This window comes from Pseudomonas ogarae, assembly GCF_014268695.2.
In the GTDB taxonomy this organism is placed as follows: domain Bacteria; phylum Pseudomonadota; class Gammaproteobacteria; order Pseudomonadales; family Pseudomonadaceae; genus Aquipseudomonas; species Aquipseudomonas kilonensis.
The window spans coordinates 2,958,858-2,978,335 of the sequence record NZ_CP077086.1; the positions used below are offsets into that span (position 1 = coordinate 2,958,858).

General features: G+C 61.5%; 14 protein-coding genes. 5 read left to right on the forward strand and 9 right to left on the reverse strand.

Annotation, left to right across the window (positions count from 1 at the left end; translation table 11 throughout):
• Positions 1–95 precede the first annotated feature (95 nt).
• Both HU749_RS13040 and HU749_RS13045 read right to left on the reverse strand, forming a co-directional pair.
• Positions 96–1,019, reverse strand: a complete 924-nt coding sequence (locus tag HU749_RS13040) for a LysR family transcriptional regulator (protein ID WP_186650970.1) — start codon at positions 1,017–1,019, stop codon at positions 96–98.
• Positions 1,020–1,052: 33 nt separating this feature from the next.
• Positions 1,053–2,027, reverse strand: a complete 975-nt coding sequence (locus HU749_RS13045) for a quinone oxidoreductase family protein (RefSeq protein WP_186650969.1) — start codon at positions 2,025–2,027, stop codon at positions 1,053–1,055.
• Positions 2,028–2,489: 462 nt separating this feature from the next.
• Here HU749_RS13045 and HU749_RS13050 point away from each other — a divergent pair, with 462 nt between their 5' ends.
• Positions 2,490–3,509, forward strand: coding sequence for a substrate-binding domain-containing protein (locus HU749_RS13050; protein WP_186651021.1), 1,020 nt, complete (start codon positions 2,490–2,492; stop codon positions 3,507–3,509).
• A complete protein-coding gene (locus tag HU749_RS13055) occupies positions 3,497–6,520 on the forward strand; it encodes an EAL domain-containing protein (RefSeq protein ID WP_186650967.1) in 3,024 nt (1,007 codons plus the stop codon). Before HU749_RS13050 ends, HU749_RS13055 begins: the two co-directional genes overlap by 13 nt.
• A gap of 96 nt (positions 6,521–6,616) precedes the next feature.
• Here the strand turns inward: HU749_RS13055 and HU749_RS13060 are convergent, their stop codons facing one another.
• Positions 6,617–8,389 (reverse strand): acyl-CoA dehydrogenase C-terminal domain-containing protein, encoded by a 1,773-nt coding sequence (locus HU749_RS13060; RefSeq protein ID WP_186650965.1) that lies wholly within the window; start codon positions 8,387–8,389, stop codon positions 6,617–6,619.
• A 156-nt stretch (positions 8,390–8,545) separates the two neighbouring features.
• Positions 8,546–10,168 (reverse strand): acyl-CoA synthetase, encoded by a 1,623-nt coding sequence (locus HU749_RS13065; RefSeq protein WP_046062800.1) that lies wholly within the window; start codon positions 10,166–10,168, stop codon positions 8,546–8,548.
• Between the two features lie 238 nt (positions 10,169–10,406).
• On the opposite strand from HU749_RS13065, the gene HU749_RS13070 reads away from it, so the two are divergent.
• Both HU749_RS13070 and HU749_RS13075 read left to right on the forward strand, forming a co-directional pair.
• Positions 10,407–12,692, forward strand: a complete 2,286-nt coding sequence (locus tag HU749_RS13070) for a PAS domain-containing sensor histidine kinase (RefSeq protein ID WP_186650963.1) — start codon at positions 10,407–10,409, stop codon at positions 12,690–12,692.
• A 4-nt stretch (positions 12,693–12,696) separates the two neighbouring features.
• A complete protein-coding gene (locus tag HU749_RS13075) occupies positions 12,697–13,332 on the forward strand; it encodes a response regulator transcription factor (protein WP_046062798.1) in 636 nt (211 codons plus the stop codon).
• A gap of 9 nt (positions 13,333–13,341) precedes the next feature.
• On the opposite strand, the gene HU749_RS13080 is transcribed toward HU749_RS13075, so the two are convergent.
• Positions 13,342–13,962 carry a TetR/AcrR family transcriptional regulator gene (locus HU749_RS13080; protein WP_186650961.1) on the reverse strand — a complete coding sequence of 207 codons (621 nt, stop codon included), beginning with the start codon at positions 13,960–13,962 and terminating at the stop codon, positions 13,342–13,344.
• Complete coding sequence (locus HU749_RS13085; protein ID WP_186650959.1) at positions 13,949–14,800, reverse strand: 3-hydroxybutyryl-CoA dehydrogenase; 852 nt, start codon at positions 14,798–14,800, stop codon at positions 13,949–13,951. The genes HU749_RS13080 and HU749_RS13085 overlap by 14 nt, the downstream gene beginning before the upstream one ends.
• A gap of 203 nt (positions 14,801–15,003) precedes the next feature.
• Between HU749_RS13085 and HU749_RS13090 the strand changes: the two genes are divergently transcribed.
• Entirely contained in the window at positions 15,004–16,017 is a 1,014-nt protein-coding gene (locus HU749_RS13090) for an AraC family transcriptional regulator (protein WP_186650957.1), read from the forward strand.
• Here HU749_RS13090 and HU749_RS13095 read toward each other — a convergent pair.
• The 3 genes from HU749_RS13095 to HU749_RS13105 all read right to left on the reverse strand — a co-directional run bounded on the left by HU749_RS13095 (position 15,956) and on the right by HU749_RS13105 (position 18,905).
• Positions 15,956–16,774 carry an autoinducer binding domain-containing protein gene (locus HU749_RS13095; RefSeq protein WP_186650955.1) on the reverse strand — a complete coding sequence of 273 codons (819 nt, stop codon included), beginning with the start codon at positions 16,772–16,774 and terminating at the stop codon, positions 15,956–15,958. The two genes, HU749_RS13090 and HU749_RS13095, sit on opposite strands and share 62 nt — an antisense overlap.
• Before the next feature lie 80 nt (positions 16,775–16,854).
• A complete protein-coding gene (locus HU749_RS13100; protein WP_003200640.1) occupies positions 16,855–17,439 on the reverse strand; it encodes an anthranilate synthase component II in 585 nt (194 codons plus the stop codon).
• Positions 17,436–18,905, reverse strand: coding sequence for an anthranilate synthase component I family protein (locus HU749_RS13105; RefSeq protein WP_095962388.1), 1,470 nt, complete (start codon positions 18,903–18,905; stop codon positions 17,436–17,438). The genes HU749_RS13100 and HU749_RS13105 overlap by 4 nt, the downstream gene beginning before the upstream one ends.
• Between the last annotated feature and the right edge of the window lie 573 nt (positions 18,906–19,478).

Genomic DNA, 19,478 nt, shown 5'->3' on the forward strand with positions numbered 1-19,478 from the left:
GACGTGCTTGAGGTGGCTTGGGAGGGCCGTCACCGGGCGGTGAAATGGCGTAGAGTTTCTCTCTTGGCTGGCTGGTATTGTGCCGTCGTTCTGTTTTACGAAGACCTGGCAGTGCCCGTTTGGACGAGCTTGCCCTCGAGCCATTCCTTCAGCGCCAGCGTGGCGGAGGAGGCGAATTTTGCCGAGGGGCGGATAAGGTAGATCCCTCCTTTTGCCCCCAACTCCCAGTCCGGTAATACCCTGACCAGTTCTTTGTTTGCCAACGCACGGCTGAACAGCCACTCCCCCGCACCGAGAATGCCGGTACCTGCAATGGCCGCGCTCAAAAGCGCTTCACTGTCGTTGGAGACGAGGGAGCCTTGGGGGCGTACGGTCACTTGTTCACTGGCACTGATCAGCTTCCATTCAGGATAAGACGCCAGCCCCGTGAACCCCAGGCAGTTATGCGTGGCCAGCTCCGTGGGTGACGCTGGCCAGCCATATCGTTCGATATAACCAGGAGACGCGCAAAGAATGCGCCGATGATCGCCGAGGCGCTTGGCAATCAGGCGGCTATCGTTGAGTTCCCCCAGGCGTATCGCAACATCGAAGCCTTCGGCGATCACATCAACCAAACGCTCGCTGTAATTCACGGTGATCGTTAAATGCGGATGGGCGGCCAGGAACTCCGGCAGTATCGGCGCCAACCAGAGCCTGCCCAGGGCGGCCGGCACCGCAAGCCGCAGATTGCCGCGCACCTCGGCAGCCCCTGACGCTGCCTCTTGCTCTGCTTCAGCCATCAACTCGGTCGCCAGCCGCAGGCGCTTGACCAGGCGGGCTCCTGCATCTGTCAGGCGGATGTGGCGGGTGCTGCGCTCGAGCAGCCTGACCCCCAGCCGGGCTTCCAGCGCCGCGAGGCGCTTGGAAATGATCGTGGGGTGGCGCTGCAAAAGCCGCGCGGCCGCCACAAATGAACCTTGCGATTCGAGCGCCAGCAAAGCGGCAAATTCGTCCGTGTGGCGGCTATCCAGTGTGATCACGTGCCCACAGCCTCCAGGCTTCTCAAGGACATCTCAGGGAATGAGCAGGAGAGTACCTGAAGCGCGGCCGCTTTCCAGGTCCGTGTGGGCTTGTGCGGCGTTCTCCAGCGGGTAGGTTTTCCAGACGGCGGGTTCGATGATCCCGGCCTGGAGTGCGGCCAGGACGTCATTGGCGCGGGCCTGATATTCCTCGACGCTGCTGGTGTGGGCGGCAATCGAAGGGCGGGTGAGGAACAGCGAACCCTTGGCGTTCAGCAGGCCCACTTCGACCGCTTGTGGCGCACCTGACGACGCGCCGAAAGACACCATCAGCCCGCGCGGGCGCAGGCAATCGAGCGATGTCGCGAACGAGACACGCCCGATCGGGTCGTAAACCACATCGGCCTTCTTGCCGTCGGTGATTCGAGCCACCTCCTGCGCCAGTGTCTGCGCCTCGAAAACCAGAACTTCATCGCAGCCCAGTGCACGTGCCTTCTCGACGCTTTGCGCACGGGAGACGACACCGATCACGAACGCGCCCAGGTGCTTGGCCCACTTGGCCATGATGGCGCCCACACCACCGGCGACGCCATACAACACCATGACCGTTCCCGGACCCACTGGATAAGTGCTCTTGAGCAGGTACTGGGCCGTGATGCCCTTGAACAGAACGGCGGCGGCATCCTGGAAACTGATCGAGTCGGGAAGGGGCACCAGTTTCCCGGCCGGAACCAATCGACCACTTGCGTAGGCACCCAACGGGCCGGTGGCATAGGCCACGCGATCACCCACTTTGACATGAGTGACACCCGGCCCCACGGCAGCGACCAACCCGGCCCCCTCCAGACCCAACCCTGAAGGCAAGGGGACGGGAACCGCGCCGTTGCGCTGGGTGACGTCGAGGTAGTTGATGCCAATGGCATGCTGCTCTACCCACACCTCATCGCGGCCGGGCGCAGCATGATCGTTTTGTCGGACCTCTAGAACGTCCGGCCCACCCGTGGAAGAAAAACCAACGACAGTGACCATTTCAGCGACTCCTCAGGATTTGAACTAGGTGTCACTGGAGAATGATTGCGGATCAGGGCATGGGCAATACATTGGACATGCAGGGTATAGCTGCACCCTGTGCAGCAATCCGGTTGATTGAATCAGTGGGTGGGCTGCCCCTGTCTTTGCTCGGACTCCTGTAATTCTTTATCCCCTGCGTCGCACTTTCACCCACAAAGAACCTGATGGCAGCAGAACCGGCTATCCTTTTGGAACACTGCATTCTTGGCAAAAAGGGACGTCATGCCTGACTTTGATCGCGCCACCAGCCCCGGATACGGCATTACATGCGCTGATCGAACCTGTTCGATGGGGCCCAGGTTTCCGCGATCCTCGTTACTCCGGATGGCTTCAATAACGGTTTCCTGTCTTTTCACGGCAACTGCCGGATACGGCCAGGACCTGCCAACCGCAGCGGGTCTCGAAAACGCCACGGTCACGGTGATGCAAGCGCAGGAAATCGTTTCCAAGGCCACCCTCGGTGCCGTTCGTTGGAGCGGCCCTGAATCCGGCCCGCACGCCCAGCGGGGCAAGAGCATTGCGCTTATCGCTGAAGATTTGCGTAACGGCGGCATTGTCGGTGTCGCGCAGGGTGCCCGGGAGGCCGCCAATGCGTTGGGCTGGACGCTGAAGATATACGATGGTGCCGGCTCATCGGCCGGGCGCGCAAAGGCCTTTGCCGATGCCCTGGCCGCGAGGCCCGACGGCCTCATCCTGTGCGGCTCCGATGCCCTTGAGAACAAGGCGGCGCTGCTGCTCTTCGCCAACAAGGAGGTACCGGTGGTTGGCTGGCACGCTGGGGCACGCCCGGGGCCGATTGACGGCACACCGGTGGCCATGAACGTCACGACCGACCCGCTTGAAGTGGCGCGCCTCACGGCCATGGCGGCAGTGGCACAGTCAAGCGGACGCGCCGGCGTGGTCATCCTGACCGACTCCAAGTACAGCATTGCCATGGCGAAAGCCAAGGTCATGGAGGACGTCATTCGGGGCTGTCGAGAATGTACGTTGCTGGAGGTGCGCGATGTGGCGATTTCCGAAAGTGGCGAGAAGATGCCGGCGATCACCAAGGAGCTGCTTCAGCGCCATGGCAAACGCTGGACCCACACGCTGGCCATCAACGACATCTATTTCGACTACTCGATTGCCTCGCTGACCAGCGCCGCGATACCCAGTGACGGCATCAGTCTGTTGTCTGCCGGTGACGGCAGCGCTTCGGCTTTCTTGCGCATACAGGCAAAAACCTACCAGACCGTTACTGTGGCCGAGCCGCTCAACCAGCATGGCTGGCAAGTGATGGATGAATTGAACCGGCTGTTTGCAGGTCAGCCAGTGAGCGGCTTCGTCGCGCCGATTCACTTGGTCAATGCCGACAATATCGCCTTCGATGGCGGGAAAAAATTCCAGTACGATCCTGACAATGGCTATCGAGACATCTATCGCCACCAATGGAACCCCTGACGTTGGATATGACTTCCCGGTTTGGACGCCAGCTATTGCCACAATCGCTGCGTGCACAATTTACCCTGGCGTTCCTGACGCTGGCGCTGCTGATCCTGGCAGGCGCCGCCACGGCGGTCTACGCGTTGCGCACCTCTAACAGCGCCACTCGCCAGTTGACGGATGAACGACTGGTCCGCATGCAAAATGGGCAAGACATGGTGCAGCGCACCTTGCTGATCGAACGCCAGACCGACCAGCTTCTGACAACCCGTTCCCCGGACATCCTGCGTTCAAGTTATGCGGCGACCGTCGAACAGCTTGAAGCCCTCGATCAACGGGTGCAGCAACTGACTGCCGCGAACAGTGGCGTGGCGATACTCGACATGCATCAGTCGAGTCAGATGTTCCGCAACACTGCCAACATCGTTGCGCAGCTGCGAGAAAGCCTGCTGCAAACCGAGGTCACCTTCGCGCAGGCCCTGGAGGATCGCACCGCCCGATTGACGGCGACCCAGACCCGGGCCAGCCTGGAGCTGGCGGTGCTGCTTTTCGATCTGCCGCAGGCGGTTGACAGTGAGGCCGTGCAACGGCTGCGGGCCCGATATGAGCGCTTGCCACGTACCGCCGGCGTGTTATCCGACGCTGATGTGCAGACGCCGGATCTCTTCTCCCTGCGCCAGACGCTCATCAATCAACACAACGTCTTGCAGCGCTTCAATGAGCAACTCAAGAACGAGGCCGGGGTCCTGGTTACGGTGGCCCGTGAGCAATCGAACGCCTACACCGAAGACTATCGCGAAGCCGTGCAGCGCCTGGTCGAGGCCTCGAATCGCAGCCAGCAATGGGTACTGATCATGTTGGGCGCCAGCCTGGTGTTCGCCTGGTTCGTGACTCGGGTGTTCATGGGCCGTCATGTGCTCGTGCGCCTGAATGAAATAAGTCGGCAATTGCGTCAGGAGCACACGGACAAAACCCATGTGATGATGGCCGACCATGGGAAGGACGAGATCGGCAACATGGCGCGGGCAGTGAACCAATTTCTTGAAGACCGGCTTCAGCTGGAAAAAAGAACGGTTCAATTGAGCATCGCCACAGAACGGCTCGCCGTGCAAAACGACCGATTGGAAAAAGAAGCGATCATCCGTACCGGACAAGGTCATGTCCTGGAACTGATCGCCAGGAGCACCGAGCTTGCAGAAGTCCTCGACAGCCTGGCGCACCTGGTCGAGTCTCAACTGGAGGGCATGAAGGTCTCCATCCTGCTGCTGGATGAGGAGGGCAAACACCTGCTGCACGGGACTGCACCCAGCTTGCCGAAAGCCTATTGCCAGCTCATCGACGGAATCGAGATCGGTCCGAACGTCGGTTCATGTGGTACCTCGGCGTATCGACGAGAGCCGGTCATCGTCACGGACATCGAGCAGGATCCACTGTGGGAAGCGTACCGTTCACTCGTTGCGCCCTATGGGTTTCGCGCCTGCTGGTCGACGCCGATCCTGTCCCATGAGCGCAAGGTCTTGGGTACGTTTGCCTTGTATGCCAACACCGTGCGCAGCCCCAGCGCGGCCGAGACGCAACTGATCGACCTGGCCACACCGCTCGCCGGCATTGCGATAGAACGCCAACTGACCGAAAAGCGCATCCGCTTCATGGGCGACCATGACGCACTGACCGGGTTGCCGAATCGCACGCTGCTCGAAGACCGCCTCAAGCAGGCGATGCTATACGCCCAGCGCTACAACCGGCTGGTGACAGTGGTGTTTCTCGACCTGGACAAGTTCAAACTGGTGAATGACAGCCTTGGGCACAGTGCCGGGGACGAACTGCTGAAAACCGTCGCCCAGCGCATGCTGGGGTGTGTACGGCGTACCGACACCGTGGTGCGACTGGGCGGCGACGAGTTTGTGATCATCCTGTTCGACCAGCCCTCGGACCTGGACGGCGTGACGCCCGTCCTGCACAAAATCCAGGAAGCGATCCTGCGGCCGATTCAACTCAGCGGCCATACGCTCCACGTCACCTGCAGCATGGGGTTGGCCACGTACCCTACCGATGGCACCGACACCGACACGTTGCTCAGCAATGCGGACGCGGCCATGTACCGGGCCAAGGAGCTGGGGCGCAACAGCTTCCAGTTCTATACGAGCGAGATGAATAACAAGGTCCAGGGCAAGCTCGCCATGCAAGACGGGCTGCGAAGCGCACTCAACAACGACGAGTTCCTGCTGTTGTACCAGCCACAGGTGGATTTGCAGTCAGGTCAGATCATCGGCGTGGAGGCATTGATCCGCTGGCAGCATCCCGAGCTGGGCATGGTCTCTCCTATCAAATTCATTCCCCAGGCCGAAGAGACCGGGCTGATCGTGCCCATCGGCGACTGGGTGATTCATACCGCCTGCAGACAGAACAAGGCGTGGCAGGATGCCGGCTGGCCGCCGATCACCATGTCGGTGAACATCTCGGCTCGCCAGTTCATCGAACGGGACCTGATCGATCGGGTGATGCATGCCTTGCAGGAAACCGGACTGGACCCGATGTATCTTGAGCTGGAGCTGACCGAAAGCCTGATCATGCAAGACCTTCAGCAAGCCATCAGCAAAATGAAGGCCCTGCAAGCCATGGGGATCAGCCTCTCGATCGACGACTTCGGCACCGGCTATTCCAGCCTCGCCGCATTGAAAAGCTTCCCGATCGCGAGGCTCAAGATCGACCAGTCTTTCGTGCGCGATCTGCCCGACAACGAGAACGACAAAGCCATCGCCACCGCCGTGATTTCGTTGGGGCACAAGCTGAACCTCAAGGTCATTGCCGAAGGTGTCGAAACCGAGGAGCAGCAAACCTTCTTGCGTGATAACGGCTGCGATGAAATCCAGGGGCATTTTTTCAGCAAGGCGGTCAGTGCGCAGGAAATCAGTCGGTTACTGCGTACGTCCGGAGTGTTTGAACCAGGCCGCCTTGCCAGCCCTGGTTCGGTCAGGCAAAAAAAACGCGATGTAAAACGCCCGAGCGGTCCAATGTCTGGGCGCTGATGACGCAGCGTGCGGTAGCGCGCTGCTGTGCCGGCCAAGTCTGCAATCAGGCGCGAACACCCACACGGGTGTGCAGGTGTTCGGTGTTATCCGGCCTCAGAACTGTTCGGGTTGCAGTTGCAACAGTGACGGGCTGCCGGCGCGGATGCTTTGTTCCAGGCTGAGGATGCGCGGCAGCAGACGGCCGAAGTAGAAGCGCGCGGTGCCCAGCTTTGCCCCATAGAACGCAGGGTCTGTGGCGTGTTGGTGTTCGGCTGTCTGGGCCATGCGTGCCCACATGTAGGCATAAGCGACGTAGCCGAACAGGTGCAGGTACTCGACGCACGCGCTGCCGATGGCGTGGGGATCGAGGCTGGCCTGTTGCTGCAGCCAGTCGCTGAGGTTCTCCAGGCGTTGCACGGCGTCCAGCAGCTCGGCGGCATAGGCGGCGCCGGGCAGGTAAGCGAAGTCACGGATCTGAGCGGTGAACAGCCGCAGGGCCACGCCGCCGTTGCCCACTACTTTGCGCCCCAGCAGGTCGAGGGCCTGGATGCCGTTGGTGCCTTCATAGATTTGAGCGATGCGCACATCGCGTACCAGTTGTTCCTGGCCCCATTCGCGGATGTAGCCGTGGCCGCCGAATACTTGTTGGCCATGGATGCAACTGTCCAGGCCAGTGTCGGTGAAGAATGCCTTGGCCACTGGCGTCAGCAGGGCCACCAAGGCTTCTGCATCAAGCCGCTCCTGGGGGTGGTCGCAGAACTTGGCCAGGTCCAGTTGCTGGCCGACGTAGCAGGCGAAGGCCCGGCCGCCTTCGGTCATGGCTTTCATGCTGAGCAGCATGCGGCGCACGTCGGGATGGACGATGATCGGGTCGGCGATTTTGTCCTTGGCCTGGGCGCCTGCGGGGGACCGGCTCTGGATGCGTTCCTGGGCATAGCGGCGGGCGTTCTGGTACGAGGCTTCGGCACAGCCAATGCCCTGGATGCCTATGGACAGCCGCTCGTAGTTCATCATGGTGAACATCGCCGCCAACCCCTTGTTGGCCTCGCCGATCAGCCAGCCACTGGCACCGTCGAAATTCATCACGCAAGTGGCCGAGGCCTTGATGCCCATCTTGTGTTCGATCGAACCGCAGCTGACGGCGTTGGCTTTCCCAAGCGTACCCTGCGCATCAACGTGGATTTTCGGCACCAGGAACAGCGAGATGCCCTTAGGCCCGGCGGGCGCATCCGGCAGCTTGGCCAGGACCAGGTGAATGATGTTCTCCGTCAGGTCCTGCTCACCGCCGGTGATGAAGATCTTGCTGCCGGTGATCTGGTAGCTGCCATCCGCCTGGGGTTCGGCACGGGTGCGAATGATGCCCAGGTCGGTGCCGGCATGGGCTTCGGTAAGACACATTGAGCCGGCCCAGCGACCCTCGTACATCGGCGGCAGGTACAGAGCCTTGAGTGCTTCGCTGGCGTGGGCGTCGATGGCCAGGCAGGCGCCGGAACTCAGCGCCGAGTACAGGGCGAAGCTGGAGTTGGCGGCGTAGAGCATTTCTTCGAACTGTACGGCGAGCATCTTTGGCATCCCCATGCCGCCATAGGCCGGGTTGCCGCTCAGGCCAACCCAGCCGCCGTCGATGTAGGTCGAATACGCTGTCTTGAAGCCGTTCGGCGTGCTGACCTGGCCATCGTGCCACTGGGCACCTTCCTCGTCGCCGCTGCGGTTGAGTGGAAAGATCAGGTTATGGGTGACCTTGGCGGCTTCTTCGAGAATCGCATCGGCGGTGGCGGCATCGACGGTATTCGCCAGGGCGGGCAGGCGGGCCCAGAGGTTCGGTGCGTTGAAGACTTCGTGCAGGACAAAACGCATGTCTCGCAACGGGGCGTTGAATTCGGGCATTGCAATGAGCCTCATGCAAGGAAAGGAGGTTGGATGGCCGCAGTTGCGCGGTTCACGATCCCAGGCACCGCTGACGTGCGGGTGCTCGCCGGCCCACGAGACGGCCGGTGAGACGCCGGGGCTGTCAGCGATACCTGGGGTTTTTCGGCGATCGGGCTAGAGATTCTTCGCCATGTCGCGCAGTACGAACTTCTGGATCTTGCCGGTGGAAGTCTTGGGCAACTGGGTGAAGACCACCGTGCGTGGCACCTTGAAACCTGCCAGGTGCTCGCGACAGAAGCTGATGATCTCGGCTTCGTGCACTTCTTCACGGTCGGATTTCAGGGTGATGAAGGCGCAGGGGGTTTCTCCCCATTTTTCGTCAGGACGGGCCACCACGGCGGCTTCCAGAACCGCCGGATGTCGATAGAGCACGCCTTCCAGTTCGATGGTGGAGATGTTCTCGCCACCGGAAATGATGATGTCCTTGAGCCGGTCGCGGATTTCCACATAGCCATCGGCATGGGTGACGGCCAAGTCGCCGGTGTGGAACCAGCCGCCTTCAAAGGCTTCGGTGGTGGCGCTGGGGTTCTTCAGATAACCCTTCATCACGGTGTTGCCGCGCATGAAGATCTCACCGATGGTCTGGCCGTCATGAGGCGTTGGTTCGAGCGTTCTTGGATCGGCCACCATCAACCCTTCCAGGGTAGGGTAGCGTACGCCTTGGCGAGCCTTGATCTGGGCTCGCTGTTCCAGTGGCAGCTCATCCCAGGCCGCGTGCCAGGCGCAGAGAGTCACCGGCCCGTAGACCTCGGTCAGACCGTAGACGTGGGTGACCTTGATACCCATTTCCTCGACGGCGCCAATCACCTTGGCCGGTGGTGCCGCTCCTGCAACCATGGCACTGACCGGATGATCGATCGCGGCCTTGGCCGAGTCGGGCATGTTCACCAGAGCGTTGAGCACAATGGGCGCACCGCAAAGATGGGTGATCTGATGCTCGCGAATCAGGTTGAGGATTTTTTGCGGATCGACCCGGCGCAGGAACACATGGACGCCGGCCAGGGCGGTCACGGTCCAGGGGTAGCACCAGCCGTTGCAATGGAACATCGGCAAGGTCCAGAGGTACACCGGATGATTGCCCATGGCCCACGTCATCTGGTTGCCCAGGGAATTGAGGTAGGCGCCGCGGTGGTGATAGACCACGCCTTTGGGGTTGCCCGTGGTGCCAGAGGTGTAGTTCAGGGAAATGGCCTGCCATTCATCATCTGGCCACTGCCAGGCGAAGTTCGGGTCGCCCTCGGCAAGAAACGCCTCGTAGTCCAGTTCACTGTTCGCCTGGCCTTCGCCGTACTCCGGATCGTCGAGGTCGATCACCAGGGGCGGGTGGTCGAGCATGCCGATGGCCGCTTGCACCACATCATGGAACTCACGGTCGGCGATCAACACCTTGGCTTCGCCATGGGCCAGCATGAATGCGATGGCCTCGGCATCCAGGCGTACGTTGAGGGCGTTGAGCACCGCTCCGATCATCGGCACACCGAAATGCGCTTCAAGCATGGCCGGAATATTCGGCAGCATGACCGCCACCGTGTCGTTTTTACCGATGCCGCGTCCGGCCAGGGCTGAGGCGAGGCGTCGGCAGCGGCTGTAGGTGTCGGCCCAGGTGCGCCGGATCGAGCCGTGGATCACGGCCGGGTAATCGGGATAGACGCTTGCGGTGCGCTCGATGAAGCTCAGGGGTGTGAGGGCGATGTGGTTGACGCCAGTTGGCGCAAGACCTTGCTCGTAGATGGACATGGCTGGGGTACCCGGTGGCTGATTATTAGCTCTATTGGCCGAGGTTCTCGTGGTCACGGGCTGCCGGTGCCAGCTGAATCGCAGTGCGATTGTCGGCAGACGCGTTCACCACAGAAAAGCTCGGTGACTTATCCGGGGGAATTTATATACTGTTTGCCGATTGATATGGAAGTACTACCTGAGTTGTATAGTATATATACCATATGTTGTTCGCTCTCTTTTCACGACAGGTTTTCTGATGATCTCCACCTCCGTTCGCTTGCACGGCTGGTTGCGCCTGCAACGTGAAGGCATGGCCCTGGCGGCTTGCGCCGATGCCCTTTGCCGGGCCTTGCAGGATTGCGCGCAAATTCGCCGGGCGGTCTACCTGAGCTGGCATGCGCCAAGTGGCATCTATCGGCATGAAGGCCGTGCCCGGCATTTGCCGCCGGGCTTTGGTGAAGCTTTGCAAAGCAGTGACCGGGCGCTTTTCCAGCGTTTGCAGGACGAGGGACGATTGGAGCTGGCGCAGGTGCGCCAGCTCGATTGCTGGCTGGCCGGTCGTCTGCGTCGTGCGGCCCTCGAGCATGGCCAGGTCCTGGAGTTGACCCTGCAGCCGGGGCAGCAAGGCTTGCTGCTGGTTGAGCTACAGCCGGAAGTGGGCCAGGACTGGCTGGTGGCCGTGCACGAATTGTTGAATCTGCTGTTGGCCAGTGTCGGTGGCCAGTTGCGCGATTCGCCGCTGCTCGGCCATGACCCGCAGCCAAGTGCATTGCTTGACTCGCGAGGCCGACCGCTGGAGCTCAATGAGGCGATGATAGCGCTGCTCGAACAGCTGTCGTTGGTCGATGCCTCGAGCCTGTTGCCGGTCAGCCACTCGCACCTGGTACAGGCCTGTCTGGCCCAGCAGCGAGCCATCGAGAACGTGGAGGTGCAGGTTGCCGAGCAGATCCTGATCTGGACGTTCATTCCCGACCCCAAGGCCAATCGCGTGCTGGTCCGCTGTCGCCAGGCCACCGCGCAGATCCTCGCTGAGCGCGAGTCGGCCAAGGCGCGGCGCCTGTACCGGCTGATCACCGAAAATACCACCGACCTGATTTCCCGCCACACCCCGGACGGCTGCTTCCTCGATGCGTCACTGGCTTCTTGGACGCTGCTTGGCTACTGGCCGCAGGAGCTGCATGGGCGCCAGGCCCACAGCCTGTTTCACCGGCAGGACCAGGCTGGTCTGATGCAACGCACTCGCGATGCCCTGGAGCTGGACGGCTATCACACCATGACCTACCGCATTCGCCATCGCGACGGCCATTACTTGTGGTTCGAGACCGCGTGCCGTGCCATTCGCGAAACCTACACCGGCGCGGTGGTTGAGGTGATCAGCGTGTCTCGGGACATCACCGCCCGGGTCCAGGCCGAAGAAAACAAGCGCCGTTTGGCGGAGGTGGTGGAAGCCAACACCGACCCGGTGCTGTTCATCCAGCCCGATGGCGCGGTGACCTACCTCAACCCGGCCGCGCGGCGCACCCTTGGACTGGAGGCGCAACACAGCCTGCCTACGCTGGATGCCTTTCTCAGCGCCGAGGTGCTGGCCAGCCTGGAACAGGAAGGGTGGGATTATGCCGAGCGCAGCGGCCGCTGGAGCATCGAGGCTCGCCTGCAACCGCCGGCCGGAGGGGCTTCGGTGCCGGTGTCGTTGATGCTTCTGGCCCATCGCGCGGCCAGTGGCGAGCGTTTCTATTCGCTGGTGGCTCACGACCAGTCTGAACGAGAGTTGCGTGAAGCCCAGCAGCGTCATCATCAGGACGAACTGGCTCACACAGCGCGCCTGGTGACCCTTGGTGAACTTGCCTCGGGCATTGCCCATGAGATGAATCAACCGCTGGCGGCGGTGGTCAATTATGCCAACGCCAGCCAGCGCTATTTGCAGGCCCTGGGCAGTCATTCCGAGGCCGCCGAGAAGGTAGCCCAGGGGCTGGAGCGGATCGCCGTACACGCCAATCACGCATCGGAGGTGATCAAGCGCCTGCGCGCCTTTCTGCGTAAAGGTCGCCGCCGTATGGAGGCCTTGGACCTCAGTGAAGTGGCCCGGGCAACCACGCGCCTGTGCCTCTGGGAAGCGAACAGTTGCCAGGTGGAGATCGTGGAGCGGTTGCCGGATAATCTGCCGCTGGTCTACGCCGACCGGGTGCTGCTGGAGCAGGTGCTGCTCAACCTGCTGCGCAACGCCATCGAGGCCAATCGCGAGGCCCATCCCGGCCAGTCGTCGCAGATCGTCCTGGCGGTCGAGCCTGGGGCCGACGGCGGGGTGCAGGTCAGTGTCAGCGACCAGGGACACGGCGTGCCGACGGCGCAACTGGAGCAGATTTTCACCCCGTTCTATTCCAGCAAGGTCAACGGCCTGGGGTTGGGGCTGTCCATGAGTCGCAGCATCATCGAAGGTTTTGGTGGCGAGTTGCAGGCCCGGCCCTTGGCCGTGGGCTTGCAGATGCGCTGCAACTTGCCGGGGCCGACCCTGGCCGGCTTGGCCCGACAACAAGAGGAGTAAGGCAATGGTGAGTGTGGCGGAGCAGGTGGTGTATGTGGTCGACGATGACCAAGGCATGCTCGACTCGACGGTCTGGCTGCTGGAGTCCGTGGGCCTCAAGGCCCTCTCGTTCACCAGTGGCCGGGAGTTTCTCGAGGCCTGCGACAACCCGCTCAATGGCTGCGTGCTGCTGGACGTGCGCATGCCAGGCATGGGGGGGCTCAACGTGCAGGAAGAGATGCGCAATCGTGGGCTGCGCCTGCCGGTAATCTTCGTCAGTGGGCATGCCGATGTGCCGATTGTGGTGCGGGCGTTCAAGGCCGGGGCCCATGATTTCATCGAAAAGCCCTACAACGAACAGTTGCTGCTCGACAGCGTGCAACAGGCCTTGAGCCTGGCCGACGACAGCCAGACCGTCAGTGCGGGCCAGGCGCGGGTGCAGGCCCGGCTACAGAGCTTGACCCCGAGGGAAAATGACGTGTTGCTGCCTCTGGTCCGAGGCTACACCAACCGGGAAATCGCCGAGCAGCTTGGGGTCAATGTCAGGACCATCGACCTCTATCGTTCCCGGGTCATGAAGCGCATGGGCGCCGAGAACCTGCCGCAGCTGGTGGGCATGGCGATTGTCGCAGGCCTGATCGACCCGTTGCAGTTGCGCTGAGGGCTTGGCTCAGGCCGCGGTGACGCGCAATGTCGGTTCGGCGGCGACCTTGGATGCCAACACCCGTTCTATGGCGCCAGCGAGCAGGTTCTCCAGCAACTCATCGTGTTCGTGCTGCCCAAGGGGGTGGTGCGCCAGCCAACTGGGCGCGCTGTTGAGCAGGGTGGCAATGGCGTGGCCGGCCGCGGCTATTGCCCGGGAGGGGAGGCGCCGAGGAGCACCCAACATCAGCAACAGCCGCCGTTCGTATTGCTCGCGTAAATGCTGCACCCGCTGTTGTTGCTCGAGGTTGAGGCACCCGCTGTCGCGCTCCACCAGGCGAAAATGCCAGGGCATATCCCGGTGCAGCTTGAGGTGGGCGCGGATCAACCGTTGCAGGTTGCCGCGCTTGTCCCGGGGTTGCTGTTCAATGCGCCCGAGGGTGGCCAACAGCTCCTCGAAAAACTCCTCGATCAGATCGGCCAGCAGGTGCTGCTTGCTTGGGTAATGGTGATACAGCGAGCCGGGCGTCAGCCCCAGGTGGCTCGCCAGCTCCCGCATGCCGACCTGGCCGAAGCCCTTGCTGGCGAACAGTTCCAAGGCTTTGTCCCGGCTTTCGGCGAAGCGCGAACAACGCTCAGCCATAGGCATGGAAACCCCGCCCGGACTTGCGTCCCAGATAGCCGGCGGCGACCATTTCCTTGAGCAGTGGAGCCGGGCGATATTTACTGTCGTTGAAGCCTTCGTAGAACGCCTCCAGGATTGCCAGCAAGGTGTCCAGGCCGATCAGGTCGGCCAGGGCCAGCGGTCCGATGGGCTGGTTGCAGCCCAGGCGCATGCCCGCGTCGATATCTTCGGCGCTGGCCAGGCCTTCCTGGAAGACCAGGATGGCTTCGTTGATCATCGGCACCAGGATCCGGTTGACCACGAAGCCCGGACGGTTCCCGGCGGTGATCGCGGTCTTGCCCAGCCGTCGGGCCATTTCCAGGGCCATGGCGTGGGTCGCGTCGTGGGTCTGCAGGCCACGAATCACCTCGATCAGGCCCATTACCGGCACCGGGTTGAAGAAGTGCAGGCCGATAAAACGTTCGGGGTGACTGACGCCAGCAGCCAGTTGTGTGATCGAGAGGGAAGAGGTGTTGGACGCGATCACGCAGTCGCTGCTGACTTGAGTGGCGACCTGTTGCAGCAGTCGCTGTTTCAGCTCGAGGTTCTCGGTGGCGGCTTCGATCACCAGTTGTGCATCGGCCAGGCTGGCGTAGTCGGTGCTGGTGCGGATCTTCTCCAGGGCGAGATGTTTCTGCGCTTGGCTCAGGGTCTGCTTGGCGATTTGCCGGTCGAGGTTCTTGGCCACGGTGGCCAGGGCTTTTTCCAGGGCGCTGCCGGAGATGTCCAGCAAGATCACTTCGAAACCGGCCAGGGCGCAAACCTGTGCTATGCCGTTGCCCATTGTGCCGGCGCCGATCACGCCGATTGTGTGCAGATGCATGTGAGGTGTTTCCCTTTTTTAGCGCGCCCCAGCGTGCAGTCAATGGCTGGCCCTGGACGCGGTCCGCTGGAGGGGGCTCGACAGATGGTGTGCCGTGCCCCTTAATGCCGCCAGTCTAGAGGCCGCCGTTGGGTGGGCCTATGCCATAACTGCTCAGCGATGCTGGCGTTTTTTGCCATCCGGGAAGTGGGGAAACTGGGTTTATGCGGGAAAAGGATTCGGTCGCGGTCTACTTCGTGCACACCATGATCCACGCGCTGCGGGACCAGCCTCAACGGCTGGCGGCGATACTGGCCGAGGCCGGCATCGACCCGGCGTTGCTGGGGCAGCCTGAGGCCCGGGTTTCAGCGAGCGCTTTTGCTGCTTTGTGGCTGATCCAGATTCGCGAACTACAGGACGAGTTCTTCCAGCTGGATTCCCACGGCATGCCGGTCGGCAGTTTTGCCCTGATTTGTCGGGGATTGATTCAGGAACCCGACCTGGGCAAGGCCTTGCGCCAGTGCCTGGGTAACTTCGGGTTGTTCCTGAGGGACTTTCGCGGCAGCCTCAGCGTGCGTGGCAAGCGGGCGGTGATCAGTCTGCAGACGTGCTCGACGGACCCGGATGCCCGGCGTTTTGGTGAGGAAACCTTCCTTGTGCTGATGATCAGCCTGCTGTGTTGGCTGGGCGGGCGGCGCATTCCCATCGATCGCGCGGACTTTCGTCAGTCGCGCCTGGCCCTCAGCGACGATGCGCTGCTCTGGGGGCCCAACCTGAGCTTTGGCGCCGAGCGCACGGAAATCGAATTTGCCAGCCGCTACCTGCGCTTGCCAGTCGTTCAGGACCTGGCCTCCCTCAAGGTATTTCTGCGCAGTGCGCCACAATGGCTGGTGATCCGTTTTCGCAATCAGCATGGCCTGGCTACGCGGCTTCATCAGTGCCTGCGTCACAGCCATTACAGCCAGTGGCCGACCCTGGAAGCCTTTGCCAGTGACTTGCGGATGAGCCCCAGCACCTTGCGTCGACGCTTGGAGCGCGAAGGAAGTTCGTTCCAGGAAATCAAGGACGAGGTCCGCCGTGGGCTGGCCGTCGAGCTGCTGCGCCAGACCGGCAGCAGCATCAGTGACATTGCCGAACAGACCGGCTTTCAGGAGCCCAGCGCCTTCCATCGTGCCTTCAAGAAATGGACCGGCGAAAGCCCCGGTCGCTATCGTGCACGCTTCCAGCGGTCGGCATGACCAGCCCACAGGCTACCGCAGCACTGACGGCCTGCTGGCGGTTTACCGAACCCAGCTTGCGTCGGGCATTGAGCAGGTGGAAGTCGATGGTGCGTTCGGAGCAGGTCAGGATGTGGCTGATCTCCCAGGAGGTCTTGCCTTCGCTGGCCCAGTACAAGCAGTCCATTTCCTTGGGGGTCAGGTCCTGGCGCGGTTGGGCAGGCCGTTGCAATTGATGTCGTATTCCGGCGAGCAAGTAGGGGATGAGCATGAACAGTTGATAGACGGCGGGGTTGGAAAAACCCTTCTGTTCGGTGATCTGCGTATCGTCGAAGGCCACGCTCAGTGTTCCTCGGAGCATTTCGTAGCGCAGCGGGATACTCACGCCGCTGCGCAGGCCGTGTTGCTCGCGTTGCTCCCAGAAGTGCCGGGAGCGTCCCCGGGCGCGCCGTCGTTCGCTGTCCCAGAAAAGCGGCACCAGTTCGCGTCGACAGTGCCTGAGTATCGGGTCGATCTCGATCAGCCCGTCACAGCGGTAGTGTTCCAGCCAGCGTTTGGGAAAGGTGGTGATGAGACCAGCGAGAGGGTCGGTATCCCTCGGCGCTACCGGCCCCAGACTGATGAGGTAGCTGCCGAAGCCGAGTTGGCGCAGCACTTTGTTCAGCAGGCGCTCCCAATCGCAACGGTTGGCATCCTTGGCGAGGCTCGTGAAGGCGGTCAGCGTAGCGGCACGCTCGGCCTGGGTCCGGCCGCAGGCGGGGGAGTGGTGTTTGTCCATAAACGGATCGCTCTAGTTGTAGCAGGAATGAAGCAGTCGCAGTACGGGGAAAGAAGGGGCGCATGCCCCTTCCGGGCAGATCACTTGTGCACGTGACACCGGATGAAACTGCGGAACAGATCCAGGCCGTTTTCGGTGAGGATGCTTTCAGGGTGGAACTGCACGCCCTCCACCGGCAGGTGGCGATGGCGCACGCCCATGACATAGCCGTCGTCCGTGGATCTGGATGTGATCTCCAGGCAGTCGGGTAACGGCTGCTCGCTGATCATCAACGAGTGGTAGCGGGTCGCCCGAATCGCATGTGCCTGGGTGTGGTCATAGACACCCTTGCCGTCGTTCTCGATCGTGCTCACCTTGCCGTGCATCACGTGTGGGGCCCGGCAAACCTGGGCACCGAAGGCCAGGCCGATGGCCTGGTGACCCAGGCACACACCCAACAGTGGCAGGCGCCCCTGAAAGTGCCTGATCACTTCGATGTAGCCCACATCCGCCGGATGCCCAGGCCCAGGGCCCAGCACGCAGAAATCCGGTGAGAACGCTTCAATGCGCTGGATGAGGTCCGGTACGTCGTGACGCTCGACGTGGGTTTCCAGCCCCAGTTGTTCCAGGTACTGGCTGATGATGAAGACGAAGCTGTCATAGGCGTCGATCAAGAATACTTTCACAGTGCGATCTCCTGGCCGGTCACTGCCCGATAGACGGAACCCATCTTGTACAGCGTCTCTTTCCACTCAAGCTCTGGCACCGAATCGGCCACCACTCCGGCGGATGCACGCAAGTGGTACGTACCCTCGTCGAAGACCGTCGAGCGAATGCACAACGCAGTGTTGACGCTGCCATCGAAGCCGACCAGGCCAAGGGCCCCGGCATAAATGCCCCGGCGGTTGCTTTCCATCCCCTCGATCAGCTCCATCGCCCTGACCTTGGGCGCGCCAGACATGGTGCCCGCGGGGAACGAGGCCTTGATCACGTCGTAGGCATCCAGGCCTGGGCGCAGCAAGCCGCGAACGTTCGACACCATGTGGTAGAGGTGCGAGTACTCTTCCACCAGCATGAACTCATCGACCTCCAGCGAGCCGGCCTGGCACACGCGACCGATATCGTTGCGACACAGGTCGATGAGCATCAGGTGTTCGGCGCGCTCCTTCTCGGAGCGGGTCAGCTCCAGGACCAACTGAGTCGGATCGACGCCAGGTTTCTTGCCCACGGTGCCGGCGATCGGGCGCATCTCGATCAAGTCGTCCTTGATCCTGACGAACAGCTCCGGACTGGCGCCGATCAGGTCGATGCCGCCTACGTGGGCCAGGTACATGTAGGGGGAAGGGTTGCGCAGGCGCAGGTTCTGGTACACATCGAACGGCGAAACCTGCGAGCGGATGCGAATCTCATGGCCGAGCTGGATCTGGTAGACGTCGCCGGCGCGGATGTGCTCCATCGCCACTTCGACACGCTCGACGAATTGCTCCGGGGTCACCGTGCGCTCTTCCTCGAAGCCCTCGGGGTAGGGCTGCGGAGCCAGCGCCTCGGCTGCCGGGGTGGTGCTCAGGAAGGGGTAGTCCTCCAACGTACGGGGCGACCAGAGATCGTGGTTGTTGATCAGGGTTTCGACGATGCCATTGCTGTGGAAATAAACCAGGGTCTGATAGACCGACAGGGCAATGAGCGGGTAGTCGTAGGTCTGTTTGGCCAGATCGGGAAGTCGCTCGATCAGGCGAACGCAGTCGTAGGCGAAATAGCCGAAGAAGGCCAGGCTGGAAGGGGCATTGGACGCAGGCTGGAACGTTGCCTGGATAGCCCGCAGCAGGTTCCACGCCGCCTCGCTGTCGGGTAGATGGATCTTGTGTTCCTGGTCGACCTGCATACCCGCTTGCCGCAGACTGGCGGACAAATGTTCACACAGGGCGGCGCAGCCTCGCAGTTGGGCCTGGCCCTCATTGATACACACCTCGAAAAGCGGTTCGAGCCCGATGATCGTCGCCCGGCGATCGCGGCTTGGGCCGGACAGTGATTCAAGAATGAAAACAGACTCGCGACCCAGTTGTTCCAGTGCATTTGCATATATGCCAAGTGCATCCGCAGGTCGACGTTCTTCGCGACGAAGAACATTCACGCCAATTAGATTTTTATTCACGGTTAATACCATATTTAAGGTGTAACGATTCAGGCGCTCGATTAAGAGAGCGCCACGGGAATATAAAGCGCGCAGGCACTTTAAATACGTGTTGACGGATATTCTGAATAGGCGGGGCGAACGCTGTTCATGTCGCGCGCACTAAAAAGCTTGCAATGGATTGCAGCCAATTGTTGCGCAGGGCACAAGGCGCGAGCGCCTTCGATTTCAGAGGGGAAAGATCAGGACGTTGCTGGCAGGCAGCAGACAGGCTCCGGTCTTCGCTAGATTAGCGACGCCAGATATTGCTTTTGAAGATGGCCAGAATGGCCCGGGAACAGCTGTCGGGATAGCTGTGGGAGGAACTGATAGCAGAAAGGTGATAGTACATTTTTAGACATCCCAGTCTTGGCTAAGCACTGCGGGAATAATTGGCAGTGCGGCGAAATTACCAGCGTGCCCTGGGGCTGTCAACTGCTGAGGGAATATTAATCTTTGATTCATTTCTGAATGTCGACGAGGCGAAGAGCTATCCCTACGCGTATGTAACCGCGCGTGCTTTTAACAAGAAACTCGTGCGCGCACAACTGCGAG

Bases quoted from the DNA above. Each gene is read 5' to 3' on its own strand.
- HU749_RS13045 (WP_186650969.1), bottom strand. From the start codon at position 2,027: ATGGTCACTGTCGTTGGTTTTTCTTCCACGGGTGGGCCGGACGTTCTA.
- HU749_RS13055 (WP_186650967.1), top strand. From the start codon at position 3,497: ATGGAACCCCTGACGTTGGATATGACTTCCCGGTTTGGACGCCAGCTA.
- HU749_RS13060 (WP_186650965.1), bottom strand. From the start codon at position 8,389: ATGCCCGAATTCAACGCCCCGTTGCGAGACATGCGTTTTGTCCTGCAC.
- HU749_RS13065 (WP_046062800.1), bottom strand. From the start codon at position 10,168: ATGTCCATCTACGAGCAAGGTCTTGCGCCAACTGGCGTCAACCACATC.
- HU749_RS13070 (WP_186650963.1), top strand. From the start codon at position 10,407: ATGATCTCCACCTCCGTTCGCTTGCACGGCTGGTTGCGCCTGCAACGT.
- HU749_RS13075 (WP_046062798.1), top strand. From the start codon at position 12,697: ATGGTGAGTGTGGCGGAGCAGGTGGTGTATGTGGTCGACGATGACCAA.
- HU749_RS13080 (WP_186650961.1), bottom strand. From the start codon at position 13,962: ATGCCTATGGCTGAGCGTTGTTCGCGCTTCGCCGAAAGCCGGGACAAA.
- HU749_RS13085 (WP_186650959.1), bottom strand. From the start codon at position 14,800: ATGCATCTGCACACAATCGGCGTGATCGGCGCCGGCACAATGGGCAAC.
- HU749_RS13090 (WP_186650957.1), top strand. From the start codon at position 15,004: ATGCGGGAAAAGGATTCGGTCGCGGTCTACTTCGTGCACACCATGATC.
- HU749_RS13095 (WP_186650955.1), bottom strand. From the start codon at position 16,774: ATGGACAAACACCACTCCCCCGCCTGCGGCCGGACCCAGGCCGAGCGT.